The 19,196-nt window shown below is 60.5% G+C and carries 14 protein-coding genes, 2 pseudogenes and 1 riboswitch; of the genes and pseudogenes, 12 read left to right on the forward strand and 4 right to left on the reverse strand.

Translation table 11 applies throughout. The annotated features are described in order from the left end of the window. Positions 1-466: 466 nt before the first annotated feature. Positions 467-790, reverse strand: a complete 324-nt coding sequence (locus tag ATY29_RS06770) for a hypothetical protein (RefSeq protein WP_003573959.1) — start codon at positions 788-790, stop codon at positions 467-469. A gap of 117 nt (positions 791-907) precedes the next feature. On the opposite strand from ATY29_RS06770, the gene ATY29_RS06775 reads away from it, so the two are divergent. The 6 genes and pseudogenes from ATY29_RS06775 to ATY29_RS06800 form a co-directional block, all read left to right on the forward strand. Next, complete coding sequence (locus ATY29_RS06775) at positions 908-1,336, forward strand: CoA-binding protein (RefSeq protein WP_025415872.1); 429 nt, start codon at positions 908-910, stop codon at positions 1,334-1,336. 117 nt (positions 1,337-1,453) lie between these two features. Further along, positions 1,454-2,737 carry an O-acetylhomoserine aminocarboxypropyltransferase gene (locus ATY29_RS06780; protein ID WP_003573955.1) on the forward strand — a complete coding sequence of 428 codons (1,284 nt, stop codon included), beginning with the start codon at positions 1,454-1,456 and terminating at the stop codon, positions 2,735-2,737. Between the two features lie 103 nt (positions 2,738-2,840). Continuing rightward, complete coding sequence (locus ATY29_RS06785) at positions 2,841-3,575, forward strand: phosphotransferase (RefSeq protein WP_097535609.1); 735 nt, start codon at positions 2,841-2,843, stop codon at positions 3,573-3,575. A gap of 220 nt (positions 3,576-3,795) precedes the next feature. Next, positions 3,796-4,140, forward strand: a complete 345-nt coding sequence (locus tag ATY29_RS06790) for a cupin domain-containing protein (RefSeq protein WP_037092936.1) — start codon at positions 3,796-3,798, stop codon at positions 4,138-4,140. Positions 4,141-4,375: 235 nt separating this feature from the next. Continuing rightward, entirely contained in the window at positions 4,376-6,505 is a 2,130-nt protein-coding gene (locus ATY29_RS06795; RefSeq protein WP_025415875.1) for a bifunctional diguanylate cyclase/phosphodiesterase, read from the forward strand. A 50-nt stretch (positions 6,506-6,555) separates the two neighbouring features. Further along, a pseudogene (locus tag ATY29_RS06800) lies at positions 6,556-6,928 on the forward strand (phosphate ABC transporter ATP-binding protein); the annotation flags it as partial. 15 nt (positions 6,929-6,943) lie between these two features. Here the strand turns inward: ATY29_RS06800 and ATY29_RS06805 are convergent. Both ATY29_RS06805 and ATY29_RS06810 read right to left on the reverse strand, forming a co-directional pair. Beyond that, complete coding sequence (locus tag ATY29_RS06805) at positions 6,944-8,188, reverse strand: cytochrome P450 (protein ID WP_025415876.1); 1,245 nt, start codon at positions 8,186-8,188, stop codon at positions 6,944-6,946. Between the two features lie 150 nt (positions 8,189-8,338). Next, positions 8,339-9,592: a GGDEF domain-containing protein gene (locus ATY29_RS06810; protein ID WP_003573946.1), complete on the reverse strand. Its 1,254-nt coding sequence runs from the start codon at positions 9,590-9,592 to the stop codon at positions 8,339-8,341. Between the two features lie 395 nt (positions 9,593-9,987). Between ATY29_RS06810 and clpP the strand changes: the two genes are divergently transcribed. The 6 genes and pseudogenes from clpP to ATY29_RS06840 form a co-directional block, all read left to right on the forward strand. Then, positions 9,988-10,617 carry an ATP-dependent Clp endopeptidase proteolytic subunit ClpP gene (gene clpP, locus ATY29_RS06815; RefSeq protein ID WP_003573944.1) on the forward strand — a complete coding sequence of 210 codons (630 nt, stop codon included), beginning with the start codon at positions 9,988-9,990 and terminating at the stop codon, positions 10,615-10,617. Positions 10,618-10,918: 301 nt separating this feature from the next. Next, positions 10,919-12,196 carry an ATP-dependent Clp protease ATP-binding subunit ClpX gene (clpX, locus tag ATY29_RS06820; RefSeq protein ID WP_003573940.1) on the forward strand — a complete coding sequence of 426 codons (1,278 nt, stop codon included), beginning with the start codon at positions 10,919-10,921 and terminating at the stop codon, positions 12,194-12,196. A 421-nt stretch (positions 12,197-12,617) separates the two neighbouring features. Continuing rightward, the gene (lon, locus tag ATY29_RS06825) at positions 12,618-15,035 is read left to right on the forward strand and encodes an endopeptidase La (RefSeq protein ID WP_097535611.1); all 2,418 of its coding nucleotides are present in this window, start codon (positions 12,618-12,620) and stop codon (positions 15,033-15,035) included. Between the two features lie 206 nt (positions 15,036-15,241). Then, positions 15,242-15,517, forward strand: a complete 276-nt coding sequence (gene hupB, locus ATY29_RS06830) for a DNA-binding protein HupB (protein WP_003573937.1) — start codon at positions 15,242-15,244, stop codon at positions 15,515-15,517. Between the two features lie 121 nt (positions 15,518-15,638). Then, positions 15,639-15,789: riboswitch (FMN riboswitch) on the forward strand. A 79-nt stretch (positions 15,790-15,868) separates the two neighbouring features. Continuing rightward, the gene (locus ATY29_RS06835; RefSeq protein ID WP_425299292.1) at positions 15,869-16,777 is read left to right on the forward strand and encodes a DMT family transporter; all 909 of its coding nucleotides are present in this window, start codon (positions 15,869-15,871) and stop codon (positions 16,775-16,777) included. A gap of 20 nt (positions 16,778-16,797) precedes the next feature. After that, a pseudogene (locus ATY29_RS06840) lies at positions 16,798-17,859 on the forward strand (esterase-like activity of phytase family protein); the annotation flags it as partial. A gap of 222 nt (positions 17,860-18,081) precedes the next feature. Here ATY29_RS06840 and ATY29_RS06845 read toward each other — a convergent pair. After that, positions 18,082-19,068 carry an aldo/keto reductase gene (locus tag ATY29_RS06845; protein ID WP_097535615.1) on the reverse strand — a complete coding sequence of 329 codons (987 nt, stop codon included), beginning with the start codon at positions 19,066-19,068 and terminating at the stop codon, positions 18,082-18,084. Positions 19,069-19,196: the final 128 nt, after the last annotated feature.

The raw sequence follows: 19,196 nt of genomic DNA on the forward strand, positions 1-19,196 counted from the left end.
CGCAAACAGGTGGGGAGGAGAAATCGCTTCGCCCCTGGACGGGGCAAACTCTCGAAAAGACAACTGGCATTTGCACGAAAATGAACGGGAGGCGGTCCCGAATGCGTTCATATGTGGAATACCATCCTTTCAATATCAGGACAATGTTGGGTCACCGCAGCAATTTTTACGTGCGCGCGATATGCGTTCAATCCGCGCGACACTTTCAACTATGAGATGTTTCTAATTTACGTGAGAACGAGAAGGGGTTTTATCGTGAACGAAACAAGAAAATGCCTGCGGGAATTCAGAAGTGGATTATTCTATGATGCTGAAATATAGATATTATTCTATAACTTTGACATAGAGGAAAACCAAAGCCACTGGTTGTGTTATCTCTAATAAATCGCAGCGCGCGATTGAGTTCGAGCCTCCCGCAACTGCGAATGACGTCGCAGCTCGTCATCCCGTGCGATGTTGAAAAATATCAGAGCTGATAGTGCGGAACGAACAGCATCCCGTCAAGGTTGTCTATGTTCTGGCAATTCAGAACGGGGCAGCGCGGATCGTCTTTCGAGGGGATATGGGTCCACTCCGCATAATCGGTCGCATCGCAATAATGGCTGTTGCGGACATAGCGATCGTAAAGCGGCAAGCCACGGGGCGACTGATAACGGAAGATCACGGCACCCTGATTGTGAATGGCGGCGCGCACGCTGGCGCAGTTCATGCTCAGCGGATTATAGCGCGAGATCGCCAGCGCCGGCGAGGCGGCGAGCACGAAGATGAGGGCAAGAGCGATTTTTTTCATCGAATCATCCTCAGAGAGTGTCCAATCATATATACGGAAAAGCCACGCCGCCGGTTTCACGGAAAAGCAAAAAACTGCGCGCCGTACCGGAGGGCTTTCGGGAATGGAGGAGCAACCATGAACCACGACGCCTATACGGACGATTATCTCGCCGGAATCCTGCATTCCGTAAAGACCATCGCGCTGACCGGCGCGTCGCCAAATCCGGCGCGGCCGAGCAACGGCGTCATGGGTTATCTGCTGTCGCGCGGCTACGAGGTCATTCCCGTCAATCCGGGGCAGGCGGGCAAACAGATCCAGGGCCGCACCGTCTATGCCCGGCTCGCCGACGTTCCCGTGCCGATCGACATGGTCGACGTCTTCCGCGCCGCCGAATATTTGGATGGGGTGGTCGAGGACGCGCTGGCGCTGAGGCAGCTGCCGCAGGTCATCTGGGCCCAGCTTGGCGTCCGGGACGATGCCGCTGCCGCAAAGGCGGAGGCCGCCGGCATCAAGGTGGTGATGAACCGCTGCCCGGCGATCGAGTACCCCCGTCTCATTGCCTGAGTTGCGGTTCGCTGAGACGGATTTTCCACGGAACGCCCATGGGTTGAAACGGATCGCAATTAACTTTCATCGGCGACAGGCTATGATCCTGCCCGACAGCAATAACTGGAGGACGACATGGCCAAGAACGATCCGGGATTCAACACGTTGGCGATCCATGCCGGCGCCCAGCCCGACCCGGCAACCGGCGCGCGGGTCACGCCGATCTATCAGACGACCGCTTTCGTCTTCGATGATTCCGATCATGCCGCCGCCCTCTTCGGCCTGCAGGCCTTCGGCAACATCTACAGCCGCATCATGAACCCGACCCAGGCCGTGCTTGAGGAGCGCGTCGCAGCGCTCGAAGGCGGCACCGCGGCGCTTGCCGTCGCCTCTGGCCATGCGGCGCAGATGATCGTCTTCCACACCATCATGCGCCCCGGCGAGAATTTCATCGCTGCCCGCAGACTCTACGGCGGCTCGATCAACCAGTTCGGCCATGCCTTCGAGAATTTCGGCTGGCAGGTGCGCTGGGCCGATTCTGCCGATCCGGCAAGCTTCGAAAGCCAAATCGACGACAAGACGCGCGGCATCTTCATCGAGAGCCTCGCCAATCCCGGCGGCACTTTCGTCGATATCGCCGCCATCGCCGATGTCGCCCATCGCAACGGCCTGCCGCTGATCGTCGACAATACCATGGCAACCCCCTATCTCATCCGTCCGATCGAGCATGGCGCCGATATCGTCGTGCATTCGCTGACAAAGTTTCTCGGCGGCCACGGCAATTCCATGGGCGGCCTCATCGTCGATGGTGGCACCTTCGACTGGTCGAGATCCGGCAATTATCCGATGCTGTCGAGCCCGCGGCCGGAATATAACGGCATGGTCCTGCATGCGACCTTCGGCAATTTCGCCTTTGCGATCGCGGCCCGCGTGCTCGGCCTGCGCGATCTCGGCCCGGCGATCTCGCCCTTCAACGCCTTCCTCATCCTGACCGGCATCGAGACCCTGCCGCTGCGGATGCAGCGCCACAGCGACAATGCGATCGCCGTGGCAAAATGGCTGAAGGCGCACAGCAAGATCGCCTGGGTGAATTATGCCGGCCTTGACGACGATCCGAACCACACCCTGCAGCAGCGCTACTCACCCAAGGGCGCAGGCTCCGTCTTCACCTTCGGCGTCAACGGCGGCTACGTGGCGGGCAAGACGCTGGTTGAGGGGCTGGAGCTCTTCTCCCATCTTGCCAATATCGGCGACACCCGCTCGCTCGTCATTCATCCGGCCTCGACGACACACCGGCAGCTGACCGACGACCAGAAGACCGCCGCCGGCGCCGGCCCCGACGTGGTCCGCCTTTCCGTCGGCATCGAGGACGTCAAGGACATCATCGCCGATCTCGAACAAGCGCTCTCGAAGATCTGAATGGTCGATTCACGAGTGTGAGATGGGCTCGGTGGATATCGTGGCGTCGTCAACTTTCTCTATTTTTCCGTCAATTTAATCATGACGGCCAAGGGTATCGCCAATGGGGTGGGAAGCGCTCGGGCATTGGGGTGAAGACGCGGTTCGCATCGAACCACTTACCGGCGGAGTTGCGAACGACGTTTGGAGCGTTCGCATCCACGGGCGGGTCGCGGTCGGTCGTCTCGGCTCCAGGGCGAATGCTGATCTCGCATGGGAAGCCGAGCTACTCCAACATCTCGACCGAGAAGGTATGACCGTTCCAGTGCCGATCCCGACGACTGACGGCCGGCTGTTCGTGGACGGTCTGGTGGTGATGAAATACATGGAAGGTGGACTGCCCGAAACGGGGGCCGACTGGCGTCGCGTGGCCGACACGCTCCGCGAGCTGCATCGGTTGACGCAGGGATGGCCGCAGCGGCCAGGCTGGCGATCATCGACCGATCTGCTGCATGCCGAAACCGGAACGAGGATCAACCTTACCGCGATGCCGCCTGAGGGCGTTATTCGATGTCGAGCAGCGTGGGCGCGGTTGATCGGGCGTCAGACATGCGTTGTTCACGGCAATCCAAACAACCCCGGCAATATCCGCATGACCGCGGATCGGGTCGCGTTGATCGACTGGGATGAGGCACACGTCGACGTCCCCGACCTTGACCTAGTACTGCCTGACAACGCTGCCGGTCTCGACGACAGCGCGTTTGATATCGCCGCGCAAGCGTCGGCGGCATGGGAAGCGGCCGTCTGCTGGCAGGACGAGTACTCAGTCAGGCGGCTTGCCGAAGTTCGAGCGATCTGAGCAGTTTCGGCAGATCAACGGGCCGTATCCATACGGGAACCTCCGGCTACCGCATTGGCGCCATTTGCCGTCGGGGAGGCGTCTGAGACACGGGTTCTGGTATCGGGCATCAAATTGAATAAGGAAGGCAGATGCAAGGGCTCCAAAAATTTAACGAAATCAAACGCGCATGCCCAAAACGTCTATTGCGAACGTCAATTCAGAGAGGTCTATGACGACCATGACAAATTTCATCACCTTCCGCATCGATGGCATCGAACCGGAGGTCGGCGCCCCGGAGCCTGTCCGGATCATCTCCGGCGATCCGCAATTCCGCACCTGGAATCTGGAGGAGGCCGAAGGCGGGCTCTATTCCGGCATCTGGGAGGCGACGCCGGGCAAGTGGCGGATCGTTTACGAGGAATGGGAATATTTCAGTCTGCTATCCGGCTATTCGATCGTCACCGAGGACGGCGGCAAGCCGGTTCATCTGAAGGCGGGCGACCGGATGATCTTGAGACCCGGCTTCAAGGGAACGTGGGAAGTGGTTGAAACGACTCGCAAGGACTATGTGATCAAAGTTTAAGCAGCGCCGGCAAACCGGCGCTGACGATGGCGGACCTGTCCCGATTTGCGGCGATGACGGCCTGTCTTTCGACGAATGGCTGCGCCTCTTTCCCAGATGGATGGCTTTTAACCAATCCCGTTAATCGGACTTACATCGTCAAAATGCTATATCTCTTCTGCAGCGCATTGCGGACATGATGTCTCCTGCCGTCACCAATGGACATGGCCTTGCAACTAATCTTTTCGGAATTGGCATGTCGTCGAATCTTGTCGGTAGGCACCTTCGGACCCAAACGTCTTCCATCATTGCGACAACCGTTTGCTTCCTTGTCGTCGCCCTCGTATTGACCGGCCTGATGGCGCATGTCGTCGTGACGATGACCCGGTCGGCGAACGAAATTGATGATGCCCGAGCCAGTCGCGCCGCCCGCGCGGCGATCGCAGCCTTTGTGGCTCGTTTGAGCGCGACGACGACTGATAATGCCGTGTGGGACGATGCCTATAGTGCGGCGTCAACTCCTGCCGCTGCGGATTGGGCCTATGAGAATTGGGGAAAAACCAGCGCGGAGTACGCGCTCTATGACGGCGCGATCGTGATCGGGCCCGACCGGTCTTCGATTGTCTCCGCCTATGCCAAGGGCAAGCCATTCCAGCCAAGCGCCTTTTTCGGTGAAGGCTTTTATCGGCAGATCGGTGCAGCCGCCGATCCGGCGCAGGAGCCGGTGGTCAATTTCATCAAGACCGAAAGCGGTATCGCCCTCATCGCATCGCAGGCAATCCAGCCTTTCGGCGAAAAGGCTGAGCTGCCGAAGCTCAGCACGCTGAGCTTCTACAAGGAATTTACCCAGGAAGTTCTCGACACGCTCTCGAACGAACATGAACTTGAAGGTCTGCGCCTCGAGGCGACCCCGAAGCCGGAATTTCTGAACACGCCGATCACGGACATGAAGGGGGCCGTCATCGGCTACCTCGTCTGGCCGAGCAAAGCGCCTGGAAGTACTGTGTTTCAGCAGGTAACGCCCTATGTCGCGGCTGCCGTCGCCATCCTTTCGCTGTTTTTGGTCGGCGTTCTCCTGGTTGGGGCGACCGAGGCGCGGCGCCTGCGCCAATTGGCGCAAGCAGCGCTTTTCGAAGCTGGTCACGACAGCCTGAGCGGCTTGTTGAACAGAAGTGGGCTTCTGAGCCTGCTGGGAGATATGGAGAACTCAGAGTCATCACCAACCCGCCTCTATCTGATCGATCTCGATGGCTTCAAGGCCGTCAACGACGCCTGGGGCCACGCAGTGGGCGACGATTTGATCCGAATGGTCTCGAAGGCGCTGATGGCATGCCACCCCGAAGTCGTCGCCGCGGCCCGGCTGGGGGGCGATGAATTTGCGCTGGTGCATGTCGGATCTGCCACATGCGAAGATATGGAGAAGACCGTTCTGGCGCTGTTTGCCAAGCCCTACAAAATCGACGGACGGACAATCGAAGTTGGAGCAAGCATCGGCGCTGCGGCGCGTGACGGCGATGTCGAGCCGCTGGAGCTTCTACGCAGAGCGGATATGGCGCTTTATCGTGCAAAGGCAAACGGCAGAGGCCAGGCGGTCGAGTACGACCCCGAGCTCGACCAGGAGCGTCAACGGGTCGCCGAACTGGAAAGCCTGTTGAAGAACGCCATCAGCAGTGGCGCAATCGAAGCGGTTTTCCAACCTCTCGTCTCTGCCTCGACCGGCACCGTTACCGGTCTTGAAGCCTTGGCGCGCTGGCGAACAGCAACGGGAAATGTCAGCCCGGAGATCTTCATTCCCCTCGCCGAAAGGTGCGGCCTCATCGATGCGCTCGGCGTCCATATGCTGAGAACATCGATCGAGCATGCCAAGAACTGGCCAGATCTGGCATTGTCGGTCAATGTTTCGCCGGTCCAGCTCTGCAATCCCGGATTTGCCGCCGAGGTTATCTCGGTCCTGCAGGAACTCGATTTCGATCCAAAGCGTCTGACGTTGGAGATCACCGAAGGCGTTCTGATGACCAATCCGGAGCAGGCGCGGCGGTCGATCGACCAACTGAAGCGCGTCGGCATCAAGTTCGCGCTCGATGACTTCGGCTGCGGCTATGCAAGCATCGGGGCATTGCGGCAGTTTGGTTTTGACCGCATGAAGATCGACCGTTCACTGGTGTCGGCACTCGACGAAGGCGCAAGTGGCGCCGACGTTCTTCGGGCAACCATCTCGCTGGCGACCGCCCTCCAGATTCCCGTGACCGCTGAAGGCATCGAGAATTCCCGCCAGGCGGCGATCCTGCGAGACGCCGGCTGCGATCAGCTTCAAGGCTATCTCATCGGGAGACCGATGTCGGCACGCGATATATCCGGCAAGCTGCGGGAAGACGCGGCCGCATGATGCGATCGTAGGATCGCGGCATATGTGGCGCATGGCTGCTGTTTCGGCAGCTGCGTCAGGCCGCCCTCTGGGATGAGGTCAAGGACAAGTAAAAGGAGCGGCCTCGGGCTCTCCGGCGGCCAGCAGCGGCGTCTCTGTATCGCCCGCGGCGTGGCGCTGCGGCCGGAGGTCCTGCTTCTCGACGAGCCGACATCGGCGCTCGATCCGATCTCGACCGCCAAGGTGGAAGAGCTCATCGCGCAGCTGAAATGCGACTTCACCATCGCGATCGTCACCCACAACATGCAGCAGGCAAGCCGCATCTCCGACAACACCGCCTTCATATATCTCGGCGAACTGGTGGAATACGGCCCGACCGCGGAGATTTTCCAGTCGCCGAAGGTCAAACGCACGGAAGATTACATCACCGGCCGCTACGGCTGATCTGTCAGGGGTGGATCACCACTGCAGATCCAGCCGGTCCAGCCCGTGGAAATGATAGACATCCTTGACCACGGGCGTCCTTGCCAGCCTCAGGCCGGCGAGCCTTTCGAACAGGATCGGCAGCACGACGTTGAGTTCCAGCCGTGCCAACGGTGCGCCGATGCAAAAATGGATGCCGGCGCCGAAGGAGAGGTTCGCCGCCTCGTTGCGGTCGGGCCGGAAGGCGAGGGGATCGGTGAATTTCGCCGGATCGAGATTGGCGGCGGCGAGAATGAGGCTGACCTTGTCGCCGCGCCGGAAGGTGACGCCATCGATTTCGGCGGGCTCGAGCGCCCAACGCTGGAAGATATGCACAGGCGCGCAGATGCGCAGGGTTTCCTCAACGGTGCGCGCCGTGGTCGCCTCGTCGCGGAAGAGTTCGGCCGGATTTGAGCCGCTGTCGAGGATGGTGCGCACCGAATTGCCGATCTGGTGCACCGTCGCCTCATGTCCGGCATTGAGCAGTACGATCGTCGTCGAGATCAGCTCTTCCTCAGTGAGATACTGACCCTTGTGCTCGGTATGGATCATGTGGGTGAGCAGGTCATCGCGCGGCGCGGCGCGGCGTTCCGCGATGACAGTCCTGACATAGTCGGAATATTCCTTCGCCGCCCGTTCGGCCTCGTCCTCCTGCTCGCGCGTGCGGCCGAACATATACATGCGGACATAGGCGTGTGACCAGGCAAGCAGCTGCGGCCCCATCTCCTCGGGAATGCCGATCATCCGGGCGATCATCGTCACCGGGATAATGTCGGCAAAGGCCGAGAGCAGCTCGACCTCACCCTTGTCCGCGAAGCCGTCGATCAGCCGGTTGGCAAGCTCGGCAAGCTCCGGCTTCATCTTCTCGACATGGCGGGAGACGAAGGCGCGGTTGACGAGCGTGCGCAACCGCGTGTGCTCCGGCGGTTCGAGTTCGAGCAGGGAATACCGTTCCGAGAGATCGAAACTGGCAAGATGCGGCATCGGTTCGGCAAGGCCGAGTTCCTCGCGGCTGGCAATATGCAGGATCTGCCGGCCGAAACGGCGGTCGCGCAGCAGCCCGTTCACATGGTCGTAGCCGGTGAAGAAATACTGCTTCTGCTCGCTCCAGTAGAAGGTCGGGCAATGGGCATGCAATACGGCATAGACGGCATTCGGGTTGCCGTAGAAGCCCGGATTGCGGGCGTCCAGCGAGACGTGGCGGCGGGCAGGGTCGATCGAGAGAAAGGGCGGTATCATCATGCCCCGAGGCTTAGCGGATTTGCCGGGCCTCGAAAAGGTAGGGGCAGGGGGTGTTCTCGAACGCGCGTCGAGGTCGCGCGGTCGGATGCTCCATCACTTGAGGATTTGCTCACAACCCCGAGAATCGATTCCAGTTTCCGGGGTTATGTGCTAGCCGGCGCGCGACAGCGTTCCCATGCGCCGCAAGGCCTCGACCTGGTCGTCGACCGTCGGCACGAGTTCGCCGGCGGTGGTGCTGGGCGTCGCCGGTGCCGGGGCTGCTGCTTCCGCTTCGCCGAAGGTGACCGTGCAGTTACGGCCGGCGCCCTTCGCCGCATAGAGCGCCCGGTCGGCAGCCGAGATCAATTTGTCGATATTGGCTTCGATCGAGGAGGCGAGCGCAATGCCGATGCTGACGGTCGCCGGAACGATCGCTTCACCGGTGCTTACCGGAAGACGGCAGAATTCGGTGCGGATCGCTTCAGCGATTGCCTCGGCTTCCGTCTGGTCCGTGACTGCAGCGAAGGCTGCGAATTCTTCGCCGCCCATACGGCCGAAGATGTTGTTCGGAATGTATTGGCGGGCCATGTGGGCGAAGGCGGTGAGCACCGCGTCGCCGGACTGGTGGCCGAAACGGTCGTTGACGCGCTTGAAATGGTCGAGATCGAAGAGCATCACCGCGACCTGGCGCTGCTCGTCATGGGCTTTTTCCTGAATGGCGCCGAAATAGCCGAGCAGGCCGCGGCGGTTGAGCACGCCCGTCAGCGAATCGGTCAGCGTGAGGGCGCGCAGGTGCCGTTCGGAGCGTTCCATGATCAGCCGGCAGGTGAAGGCGAAGGCGATGGTCAGCAGGAAGGCGCTTGCCATGGCGGAGGCGCCGCCGAGATTGGTCGCCTCGATATCGCTCGGCACGGTCAGCGCCATCGTCAGCGCCGAGCCGAAGCACAGGCAGCCCTGGATGACGAACACGCTCATCAGTTTGACCCGAGTGCGTTCGCGGCGCATGTCGCCGGCGGCAACCGCGAGCGCCAGCGCCGTCGCACCTGTCGCCGAAGCGAGATTGTAGAGCACCACCCGGTTTGAATAATCGCTGTTGACCCAGGGCAGGAAGACCCCGGCGAGCCAGATCGCCGGCGGCAGCAGCGCCCACCATTCGATCTTCTTGCGATCAAGCGCCAGAAAACCCGCCACCCAGGCGCTCTGGCCGAGCAGGGCAATGGCATTGCCGATTTCTATGGACAGAACGCTGGGAACTTGGCCGCGCATCGCGATCATGGCAAAGCCGATGCCGGTCAAAAGGAAGCCGAGGCCCCAATAGAGATAGGCTTCATTTCGGACGTTATGGCGCCAGGCGACGAATAGCACCAAAGCGAGCGTCATGGCCTCCGAGCACCAGATGGCGAGACCTGTAGCAATATTGAACACGGCAGCAACCCCTTGCCCGTCGGCCTTTCAATCGGCCCCTATTTGTTGGCTGCCATCCTTGCCGAGGAAGCTCGCCACTTCCTTAATGCTGCTGCGCTGCGGCATGCTTTTGGGCGGATATCTCCCGGTAGGCTTTCTGTCGGGTAAATGTGTGTGAGCACTCTCGAATGGAGTAAGCTTTCCTTCATCCTGTGATGCAGAAATCCCGGGGAAGGCGGCGCCATGGGCTCGCCGTTAACAGGCGCTTGTTGGAAAGAGGCTACAGCAAAGCCCGCCTTCTTAACGTTATCCTCATGCGTATCTTGAAGAGGAGGGCCGGGACACTCTATGTAGGGATAAGACATTTTTTCTTTGATTCCCGGCGCCGGCCGGCGAGACGTTGACAAAGGACGCACATGAGAAACCCAGTCGATACCGCAATGGCCCTCGTGCCGATGGTCGTGGAACAGACCAACCGCGGTGAACGCTCCTACGACATCTATTCCCGCCTGTTGAAGGAACGCATCATCTTCCTCACCGGTGCCGTCGAAGACCATATGGCGACGCTCGTCTGCGCCCAGCTCCTCTTCCTCGAGGCCGAAAACCCGAAGAAGGAAATCGCCCTTTACATCAATTCGCCGGGCGGCGTCGTTACCGCCGGCATGGCGATCTACGACACGATGCAGTTCATCAAGCCGGCGGTTTCGACGCTCTGCATCGGCCAGGCCGCATCCATGGGCTCGCTGCTGCTGGCCGCCGGCCACAAGGATATGCGCTTCGCGACACCGAATTCCCGCATCATGGTGCATCAGCCCTCGGGCGGCTTCCAGGGCCAGGCTTCGGACATCGAGCGCCACGCCCGCGACATCCTCAAGATGAAGCGCCGCCTGAACGAAGTCTATGTCAAGCACACCGGCCGCACCTACGAAGAAGTTGAAAAGACGCTCGATCGTGACCATTTTATGGATGCGGACGAAGCCCAGGGCTGGGGCGTGATCGACAAGGTTCTGACTTCGCGCCTCGAAATGGAAGGCGAACAGGCCTAGTAATTAATTGGGATGGTGTTTTCCTCGCCACAGTTCTATCTCATTTGTGATCGAACAAGGCTTTCAACTGGCGACGAAGACGCTAATAGTAACCATTAATGCTATGTTGAATTTTTATGGCATAGCATTCGGCATTCGAAGGGGAATTCGTTGCCGCCGGAACCCGGACATGATTGGTTGGGCCCGGTTCGTACCCCCTGAAGCCTTCTCGGCAAAGGCTCCGGAAACGGAGTGCCGCCAGGAGCTGATAGAGTGGACCGCGATTTCGCCTTGAAATGCGGCGTGCTGGAAGGAAAGTGATATGAGCAAGGTCAGCGGCAGCAACGGCGGCGACTCCAAGAACACACTCTATTGTTCGTTCTGCGGAAAGAGCCAGCACGAAGTCCGGAAACTGATTGCCGGGCCGACCGTCTTCATCTGCGATGAATGCGTCGAATTGTGCATGGACATCATCCGCGAGGAGAACAAGTCCTCGATGGTCAAGTCCCGCGACGGCGTTCCAACGCCCCAGGACATCATCAAGGTCCTCGACGAATACGTCATCGGCCAGCGGCAGGCAAAGAAGATCCTGTCAGTCGCGGTTCACAACCATTACAAGCGCCTCGCGCACGCCTCCAAGAACGGCGAAGTCGAGCTGGCGAAGTCGAACATCATGCTCGTCGGCCCGACAGGCTGCGGCAAGACCTATCTTGCCCAGACGCTCGCCCGCATCATCGACGTTCCCTTCACTATGGCCGATGCGACGACGCTGACCGAGGCCGGTTATGTCGGCGAAGATGTCGAAAACATCATCCTGAAGCTTCTGCAGTCGGCTGACTACAATGTCGAGCGCGCCCAGCGCGGCATCGTCTACATCGACGAAGTCGACAAGATTTCGCGCAAGTCGGACAATCCGTCGATCACCCGCGACGTCTCGGGCGAGGGCGTGCAGCAGGCGCTGCTGAAGATCATGGAAGGCACGGTCGCTTCCGTTCCGCCGCAGGGCGGCCGCAAGCACCCGCAGCAGGAATTCCTGCAGGTCGACACGACCAACATCCTGTTCATCTGCGGCGGCGCCTTCGCCGGCCTCGACAAGATCATCTCCGCCCGCGGCGAGAAGACCTCGATTGGCTTCGGCGCGACCGTCAAGGCCCAGGACGACCGCCGCGTCGGCGAAGTCCTGCGCGAACTGGAGCCGGAAGACCTGGTCAAGTTCGGCCTCATCCCCGAGTTCATCGGTCGTCTGCCGGTTCTGGCGACGCTTGAGGACCTCGACGAGGATGCGCTGATCCAGATCCTGTCCGAACCGAAGAACGCACTGATCAAGCAGTATCAGCGCCTGTTCGAGATGGAAGACGTCGAATTGACCTTCCATGAGGATGCCCTGCGCGAAATCGCCCGCAAGGCGATCGTCCGCAAGACCGGCGCCCGCGGCCTTCGCTCGATCATGGAGAAGATCCTGCTCGACACGATGTTCGAACTGCCGACGCTGGAAGGCGTACGCGAAGTCGTCATCTCCGAGGAAGTGGTGCGCGGTTCAGCCCGCCCGCTTTACATCTATGCCGATCGTCAGGAAGAAAAGGCCAACGCTTCGGCGTAACCTTTGCGCTTTCGCACGATTATTTTGGGGGCTTGCCATCGGCAGGCCCCTTTCTATTTGAAAAACCATCTGAGGCACTGTTAGTATTTTGCCGGTGGGGACCGGAATTGACTTTGCCGATGTTTCGCAGGCTCCGATGTTGCGTGAGGAAGAGTGCTTGGCAATGATGCCGAGATTCCGTAAACCTGTTGTCGGCGCTTGTATTTTAGCCGGTCGGAAGTGGTAAGCGCCGGTCCAGCCACGCGCTTCATAGTGTTGGCGTTCCGTTGTAACGAAGCTGTCACATCCGGGGAACGCGGGCGTTAGCGTGGCTTGAAAAGCGTAGTCAGAACCTCCACTTGTAGCAACAAGTGAGAGTGCCGGCCGGTCCCAAGCGGCCGTGCAGAGAGCCCGGCAACGGGACGATGGAAAGGACTTAAAAATGACGAAGAAAACGTCTGTAGCGAGCAGTACTGCCCACCCTGTTCTGCCTTTGCGCGACATCGTGGTTTTCCCGCATATGATCGTGCCGCTGTTCGTCGGACGGGAAAAGTCGATCCGTGCGCTCGAAGAGGTCATGGGTTCCGACAAGCAGATCATGCTGGTCACGCAGATCAACGCCAGTGACGACGATCCGGATCCGTCCGCGATCCACAAGGTCGGCACCGTGGCGAACGTATTGCAGCTCTTGAAGCTGCCCGACGGCACCGTCAAGGTTCTGGTCGAAGGCCGTGCCCGCGCCGAGATCGACACCTATACCAGCCGCGAGGATTTCTATGAGGCGCTCGGCCACGTGCTTGAAGAGCCGCATGACGATCCAGTCGAACTGGAAGCCTTGTCGCGTTCGGTCGTCTCCGAATTCGAAAGCTACGTGAAGCTCAACAAGAAGATTTCGCCGGAAGTGGTCGGCGCCGCCAGCCAGATCGACGACTATTCCAAGCTCGCCGATACGGTCGCGTCGCATCTGTCGATCAAGATCACCGAGAAGCAGGAGATGCTGGAAACCACCAGTGTCAAGGCCCGCCTCGAAAAGGCCCTCGGCTTCATGGAAGGCGAGATTTCGGTCCTGCAGGTCGAAAAGCGCATCCGCTCGCGCGTCAAGCGCCAGATGGAGAAGACCCAGCGCGAATACTATCTGAACGAACAGATGAAGGCGATCCAGAAGGAGCTCGGCGACGGCGAAGAAGGCCGCGACGAGATGAGCGAACTGGAAGAGCGCATCTCCAAGACCAAGCTGTCCAAGGAAGCTCGTGAAAAGGCCGATGCGGAGCTGAAGAAGCTGCGCCAGATGAGCCCGATGTCGGCTGAAGCCACCGTCGTGCGCAATTATCTGGACTGGCTGCTCGGCATCCCCTGGGGCAAGAAGTCGAAGATCAAGGCCGATCTCAACAATGCCGAGAAGATCCTCGAGGCCGATCACTTCGGTCTCGACAAGGTCAAGGAGCGCATCGTCGAATATCTGGCCGTGCAGGCCCGCGCCACCAAGATCAAGGGGCCGATTCTCTGCCTCGTCGGCCCTCCGGGCGTCGGCAAGACCTCGCTCGCTCAGTCGATCGCCAAGGCGACCGGCCGTGAGTATGTCCGCATGGCGCTGGGCGGCGTTCGCGACGAAGCCGAAATCCGCGGTCATCGCCGCACCTATATCGGCTCGATGCCCGGCAAGGTCATCCAGTCGATGAAGAAGGCCAAGAAATCCAACCCGCTGTTCCTGCTCGACGAGATCGACAAGCTCGGCCAGGATTATCGCGGCGATCCGTCTTCGGCCCTGCTCGAGGTGCTCGATCCGGCACAGAACTCGACCTTCATGGACCATTACCTGGAAGTCGAATACGACCTGTCGGACGTGATGTTCATCACGACGGCGAATACGCTGAACATCCCGGCGCCGCTGATGGACCGCATGGAGATCATCCGTATCGCCGGCTACACCGAGGATGAAAAGCGCGAAATCGCCAAGCGGCACCTGCTGCCGAAGGCCATCAAGGAACATGCGTTGCAGCCGGAAGAATTTTCGGTGAGCGACGACGCCCTGATGGCGATCAGCCAGCAGTACACCCGTGAAGCCGGTGTGCGCAGCTTCGAACGCGAACTGATGAAGCTCGCCCGCAAGGCGGTCACCGAGATCATCAAGGGCAAGACGAAGTCCGTGCATGTAACGGCCGCCAACATCTCCGACTATCTGGGCGTCCCGCGCTTCCGCCATGGCGAAGCCGAGGGCGAAGATCAGGTCGGCGTTGTCACCGGTCTTGCCTGGACGGAAGTCGGCGGTGAACTGCTGACCATCGAAGGCGTGATGATGCCGGGCAAGGGCCGCATGACGGTCACCGGCAATCTTAAGGAAGTCATGAAGGAATCGATCTCGGCGGCGGCCTCCTATGTCCGCTCGCGCGCTGTCGATTTCGGCATCGAGCCGCCGCGCTTCGACAAGAGCGACATCCACGTGCACGTGCCGGAAGGCGCAACGCCGAAGGATGGCCCCTCGGCCGGCGTCGCCATGGCGACTGCGATCGTCTCGATCATGACCGGTATCCCGGTGAACAGGCATGTGGCCATGACCGGTGAAATCACCCTTCGCGGCCGTGTGCTGCCGATCGGCGGTCTCAAGGAAAAGCTGCTCGCAGCGCTTCGCGGCGGCATCAAGAAGGTCCTGATTCCGGAAGAAAACGCCAAGGACCTGGCGGAGATTCCGGATAACGTGAAGAACAGCATGGAGATCATCCCGGTGTCCCGCATGGGCGAGGTGATCAAGCATGCGCTGATCCGGCGGCCGGAGCCGATTGAATGGGATGGCACGGTGGAAACGCCTGTGATCGCAACGGTCGAAGGCCTCGACGAGACGGGCGCAACCATAGCGCATTGAGCCGCCTGGGCCACATTTATGCCCCATTGGCTGAAAAGACGGAAAAAGGCTGGCGAAAACGCCAGCCTTTTTTGTGAAAACGTCATGTAGACGCTTGCTTTTCCTTGATTTGCAGGGCTTTTGGGTTCCCGGCGGGCCTGATGAAACCTATTCTGCGCCTAGCTTACATTTGAGTCGTTTCGTACCATTTAGAAAGGGGTGGAAACATGAACAAGAATGAACTCGTGTCCGCAGTCGCCGAAAAGGCAGGACTGACGAAGTCTGACGCGGCTTCCGCTGTTGACGCGGTTTTTGACGTTGTCCAGGGTGAACTCAAGAACAAGGGCGACATCCGCCTTGCAGGGTTCGGCAGCTTCACCGTTTCTCATCGTGCCGCATCGAAGGGCCGCAACCCGTCGACGGGCGCTGAAGTCGACATTCCGGCTCGCAACGTGCCGAAGTTCACGCCCGGCAAGGGCCTGAAGGACGCCGTCAACGGCTGATCTGAGATTATCCGCCAGCCGTAAACGAGACCGGCTGTGCAGGATTTGGGAGGGGTTCGGCTTTGCCGGACCCCTTTTGCTTTAGGGCCCTTGCCGCCATGCGGGCTTTGATCTACGACATTTCTGTTCTCAGGGCGGGGTGAAACTCCCCACCGGCGGTAAGGGTCTCGGCCCGAGCCCGCGAGCGCCTTCCCAAGCTCAGGCTAGGAGGGGTCAGCAGATCCGGTGTGATTCCGGAGCCGACGGTATAGTCCGGATGGAAGAGAATGAGCATGGCCGCGTGCGGGCAGGGGACTGCCGGCATGGTGTGCCGCCTCATGCGTCCTGATTTATGTTGGTCCCTAGTTGCGGATGAAGAGCATGAATCAGAAATCCCTTGCAGCCTCGCAGTCCCGCGCCTTTGCCGGCGCCGCTTTCATGGTGCTTGGAGGTGTGGCCTTCTCGCTCCTTAACGTCGTCACCCAGTGGCTGACCATGAAGCTCGCCTTTCCCCCGGCCTCTGCGGCCTTCTGGCAATACGGCTTCGCCTTCCTTTTCTCCTTGCCCTTCCTGCGCAAGGTCGGCCTTTCCGCCATGCGTACCGATTACCCATGGCGGCATGTCGTGCGCGTGGTCTTCGCCGCGCTCGGCGTCGAGGCCTGGGTGTCCGGCCTCGCTACAGTCCCGATCTGGCAGGCGATCGCCCTCGTCATGACCTCGCCCTTCTTCATCATTCTTGGCGCCCGGCTCTTCCTCGGCGAACGCGTCGGTCCCGCCCGCTGGATGGCGACCGGCGTCGGCTTTGCCGGAGCAATGATCATCCTGCAGCCCTGGTCGGACAGCTTCTCCTGGTCGGCGCTGTTGCCTGTTCTCTCGGCGCTGCTCTGGGGCGCGTCGTCGCTGATCACCAAGAACCTCACCGGCATCGAGAAGCCGGAGACGATCACTGTCTGGCTGCTGGTGCTGCTGACGCCGATCAATGGCGGGCTGGCGCTTGCGGCGGGTTTTGCCGTGCCGACGGACGCAACGCTTGCGCTATTCCTGCTGGCGGGCCTGCTGACGGTCGTGGCGCAATATCTGCTGACCCTTGCCTATGCCAGTGCCGACGCCGCCTATGTGCAGCCGTTCGACGACCTGAAGCTGCCGCTGAACGTACTCGCCGGCTGGCTGTTCTTCGGTTACGCGCCGGCCGGCTATTTGTGGCTGGGCGCCGCGCTCATTCTCTCCGCGTCGCTCTTCATCATGAGGAACGAGATGCGTCGGGAAAGGCAAGCTGCTTGACGCGAACCCTCTGAAATCTCGAACTCGTGCAGCTTCTGCCGTCGGGCATTTCGCCGGAGGGCGCGATCGCACTTCCCCAGCGCAATCTGCTCGCCACCGCCAATGAACTCGACCTCGGCAAGGACGGCGGCACACGCTCGCATGTCATGATCTATGAGCGTGCGGAAGGCGAAAAGGCCTATCCGCAGATCGTCTCCGCCGACAAGGACGGCAATCCGATCGGCTTCGCAGCCCTCTCGGGCCTTGCCGCCGTTCCGGGCAAGCCGGGCATGCTCTACGCCGTCAGCGACAGCGTTCTCGGCTCGCAGCCGACGATCTACACGATCGACGCCAGCAAGAAGCCGGCCGTCATCACCGACGCCCTCGTCGTCAAGCGTGACGGCGCCCCGGCCCAGAAGCTCGACATCGAAGGCATCGCGGCTGCCGCCGACGGCTCCTTCTGGCTCGCCTCGGAAGGTTACAGCGAGCGTCTCGTCCCGCACGCCCTCTACAACGTCAACGCCAAGGGCGACATCAAGGCCGAGATCGCCCTGCCTAGGGAATTCGCCGCCAACGAAATCCGCTACGGTTTCGAAGGCGTGACGATTATCGGCACCGGCGACGACGCCACGCTCTGGATGGCTGTCCAGCGCGAGTGGAATGACGACGAGAAGGGTTTCGTCAAGCTCGTCTCCTACAATCCGAAGAAGAAGGAATGGGGTGCGGTCCGCTATCCGCTCGACAAGACGGAAAGCGGCTGGGTCGGCCTGTCTGAAATCTCCGCCCACGGCGACAGTGTCTACATTATCGAGCGCGACAACCTCGTCGGCGATGCTGCCAAGCTGAAGAAGCTCTACAAGGTTGCGATCTCGGAACTGAAGCCTGCCAAGCTCGGTGGCGAATTGCCGGTCGTCAAGAAAACCGAAGCCCACGACTTCCTCGGTGAACTCAAGTCCGCGACCAACGGCTACGTGCTCGACAAACTCGAAGGCTTCGCCTTCGACGCATCCGGCAAACCCTACGCCGTCACCGACAACGACGGCGTCAGCGATTCTTCCGGCGAGACTTTGTTTTTCCCGGTTGAGTTGAGCGCGACAAACTAAAAGCGGCCCATCACCCTAACCCTCTCCCCGTAAAAAAACGGGGCGAGGGGACGTGCCCTGCGAGAGGTTGGAGGGAACGGAGAGGTTGCAGCACGGTCCCTTCGCCCCGCGAGCGGGGTCCGAAGGACGGGTCGAGACCCGTGGCTCGACCCCGGTCGGTGGCGGCAGGCGGATGAGGGGCGGCTCTCGTCTCGCCGCAGCCCTTACGAAGAGCCTCCAGCCCTACCAGCGCTGATGCACATGCGGCGCGATCAGCCGCTCGTAGATTTCGCGTGTTGCCGCCATGACATCGGCAGAAAGCGGCGCCAGATCGGCGGCGTCAGCGTTGGCTCTTGCCTGTTCGCCATTGCGGGCGCCGGGGATGACGACGGTGACGGCTTCGGCCATCAGGATCCAGCGCAGCGCAAAGGCTGCCATCGTGGCGCCGGCAGGCACCAGCTTGCGCACCTCTTCCACCGCCTGCAGGCCGACCTCGAAGGGCACGCCGGCAAAGGTCTCGCCGACATCGAAGGCTTCGCCGTTGCGGTTGAAATGGCGATGGTCGTCGCTGGCAAAGTTCGTCTCCCGGGTGATCTTGCCGGAGAGAAGGCCGCTTGCCAGCGGCACGCGGGCGATGATCGCCACGTTCCTGCGGCGCGCTTCCTGAAAAAACAGGTGATCGGGGCGCTGGCGGAAGATGTTGTAGATGATCTGGATGCTGACGACGCCGGGATATTCGATCGCCTTCAGCCCGTCCTCGACTTTTTCGACGCTGACGCCGTAACCCTTGATCTTGCCGGCTTTCTGCAGGGCGTCGAGACTTTCGAAGACCTCGGGCTGGTAAAGCACCTCGCGCGGCGGGCAGTGAAGCTGCACGAGGTCGAGGCTGTCGACGGCAAGATTCTCAAGGCTGCGGTCGATGAAGCCTTCGAGGTTCGCCTTGCTGTAGCCTTCGGCGACATGCGGGTTGAGCCGGCGGCCCGCCTTGGTGGCGACCATCGGGCGCTGACCGCCGCGCGTCTTCAGCACGTCGGCGATGATTTTTTCCGAGCGGCCGTCGCCATAAACGTCAGCCGTATCGATGAAGGTCATGCCGGCATCGAGCGCGGCCTTCAGCGCCGCGCCGCCGTCCGCTTCGCTGATATCACCCCATGAGCCGCCGATCTGCCAGGCGCCGAAGCCGACATTGGTGACGGTGAAGGGCATGCGGCCAAAAGCATGGTGTTTCATGAGAAATTCTCCCAATGCATGTTGCCCGGAAGTGTGCAGCGGTTCCGGGATAACGACATGCGTAAAACAAAGAACTAAAGCGCGTCGCATGAACCAAGTTCAATGCGACGCGCTTTAGGTGATGAAAG

The organism is Rhizobium hidalgonense (genome assembly GCF_002914525.1).
Taxonomy (GTDB): Bacteria; Pseudomonadota; Alphaproteobacteria; order Rhizobiales; family Rhizobiaceae; genus Rhizobium; species Rhizobium hidalgonense.

Excerpts from the sequence above, each read along its gene's own strand:
- ATY29_RS06805 (WP_025415876.1), bottom strand. The coding sequence starts at position 8,188 with ATGATGATACCGCCCTTTCTCTCGATCGACCCTGCCCGCCGCCACGTC.
- lon (WP_097535611.1), top strand. The coding sequence starts at position 12,618 with ATGACGAAGAAAACGTCTGTAGCGAGCAGTACTGCCCACCCTGTTCTG.
- ATY29_RS06835 (WP_425299292.1), top strand. The coding sequence starts at position 15,869 with ATGAAGAGCATGAATCAGAAATCCCTTGCAGCCTCGCAGTCCCGCGCC.
- ATY29_RS06795 (WP_025415875.1), top strand. The coding sequence starts at position 4,376 with ATGTCGTCGAATCTTGTCGGTAGGCACCTTCGGACCCAAACGTCTTCC.
- ATY29_RS06785 (WP_097535609.1), top strand. The coding sequence starts at position 2,841 with ATGGGGTGGGAAGCGCTCGGGCATTGGGGTGAAGACGCGGTTCGCATC.
- clpP (WP_003573944.1), top strand. The coding sequence starts at position 9,988 with ATGAGAAACCCAGTCGATACCGCAATGGCCCTCGTGCCGATGGTCGTG.
- hupB (WP_003573937.1), top strand. The coding sequence starts at position 15,242 with ATGAACAAGAATGAACTCGTGTCCGCAGTCGCCGAAAAGGCAGGACTG.
- ATY29_RS06780 (WP_003573955.1), top strand. The coding sequence starts at position 1,454 with ATGGCCAAGAACGATCCGGGATTCAACACGTTGGCGATCCATGCCGGC.
- clpX (WP_003573940.1), top strand. The coding sequence starts at position 10,919 with ATGAGCAAGGTCAGCGGCAGCAACGGCGGCGACTCCAAGAACACACTC.
- ATY29_RS06790 (WP_037092936.1), top strand. The coding sequence starts at position 3,796 with ATGACAAATTTCATCACCTTCCGCATCGATGGCATCGAACCGGAGGTC.
- ATY29_RS06770 (WP_003573959.1), bottom strand. The coding sequence starts at position 790 with ATGAAAAAAATCGCTCTTGCCCTCATCTTCGTGCTCGCCGCCTCGCCG.
- ATY29_RS06845 (WP_097535615.1), bottom strand. The coding sequence starts at position 19,068 with ATGAAACACCATGCTTTTGGCCGCATGCCCTTCACCGTCACCAATGTC.
- ATY29_RS06775 (WP_025415872.1), top strand. The coding sequence starts at position 908 with ATGAACCACGACGCCTATACGGACGATTATCTCGCCGGAATCCTGCAT.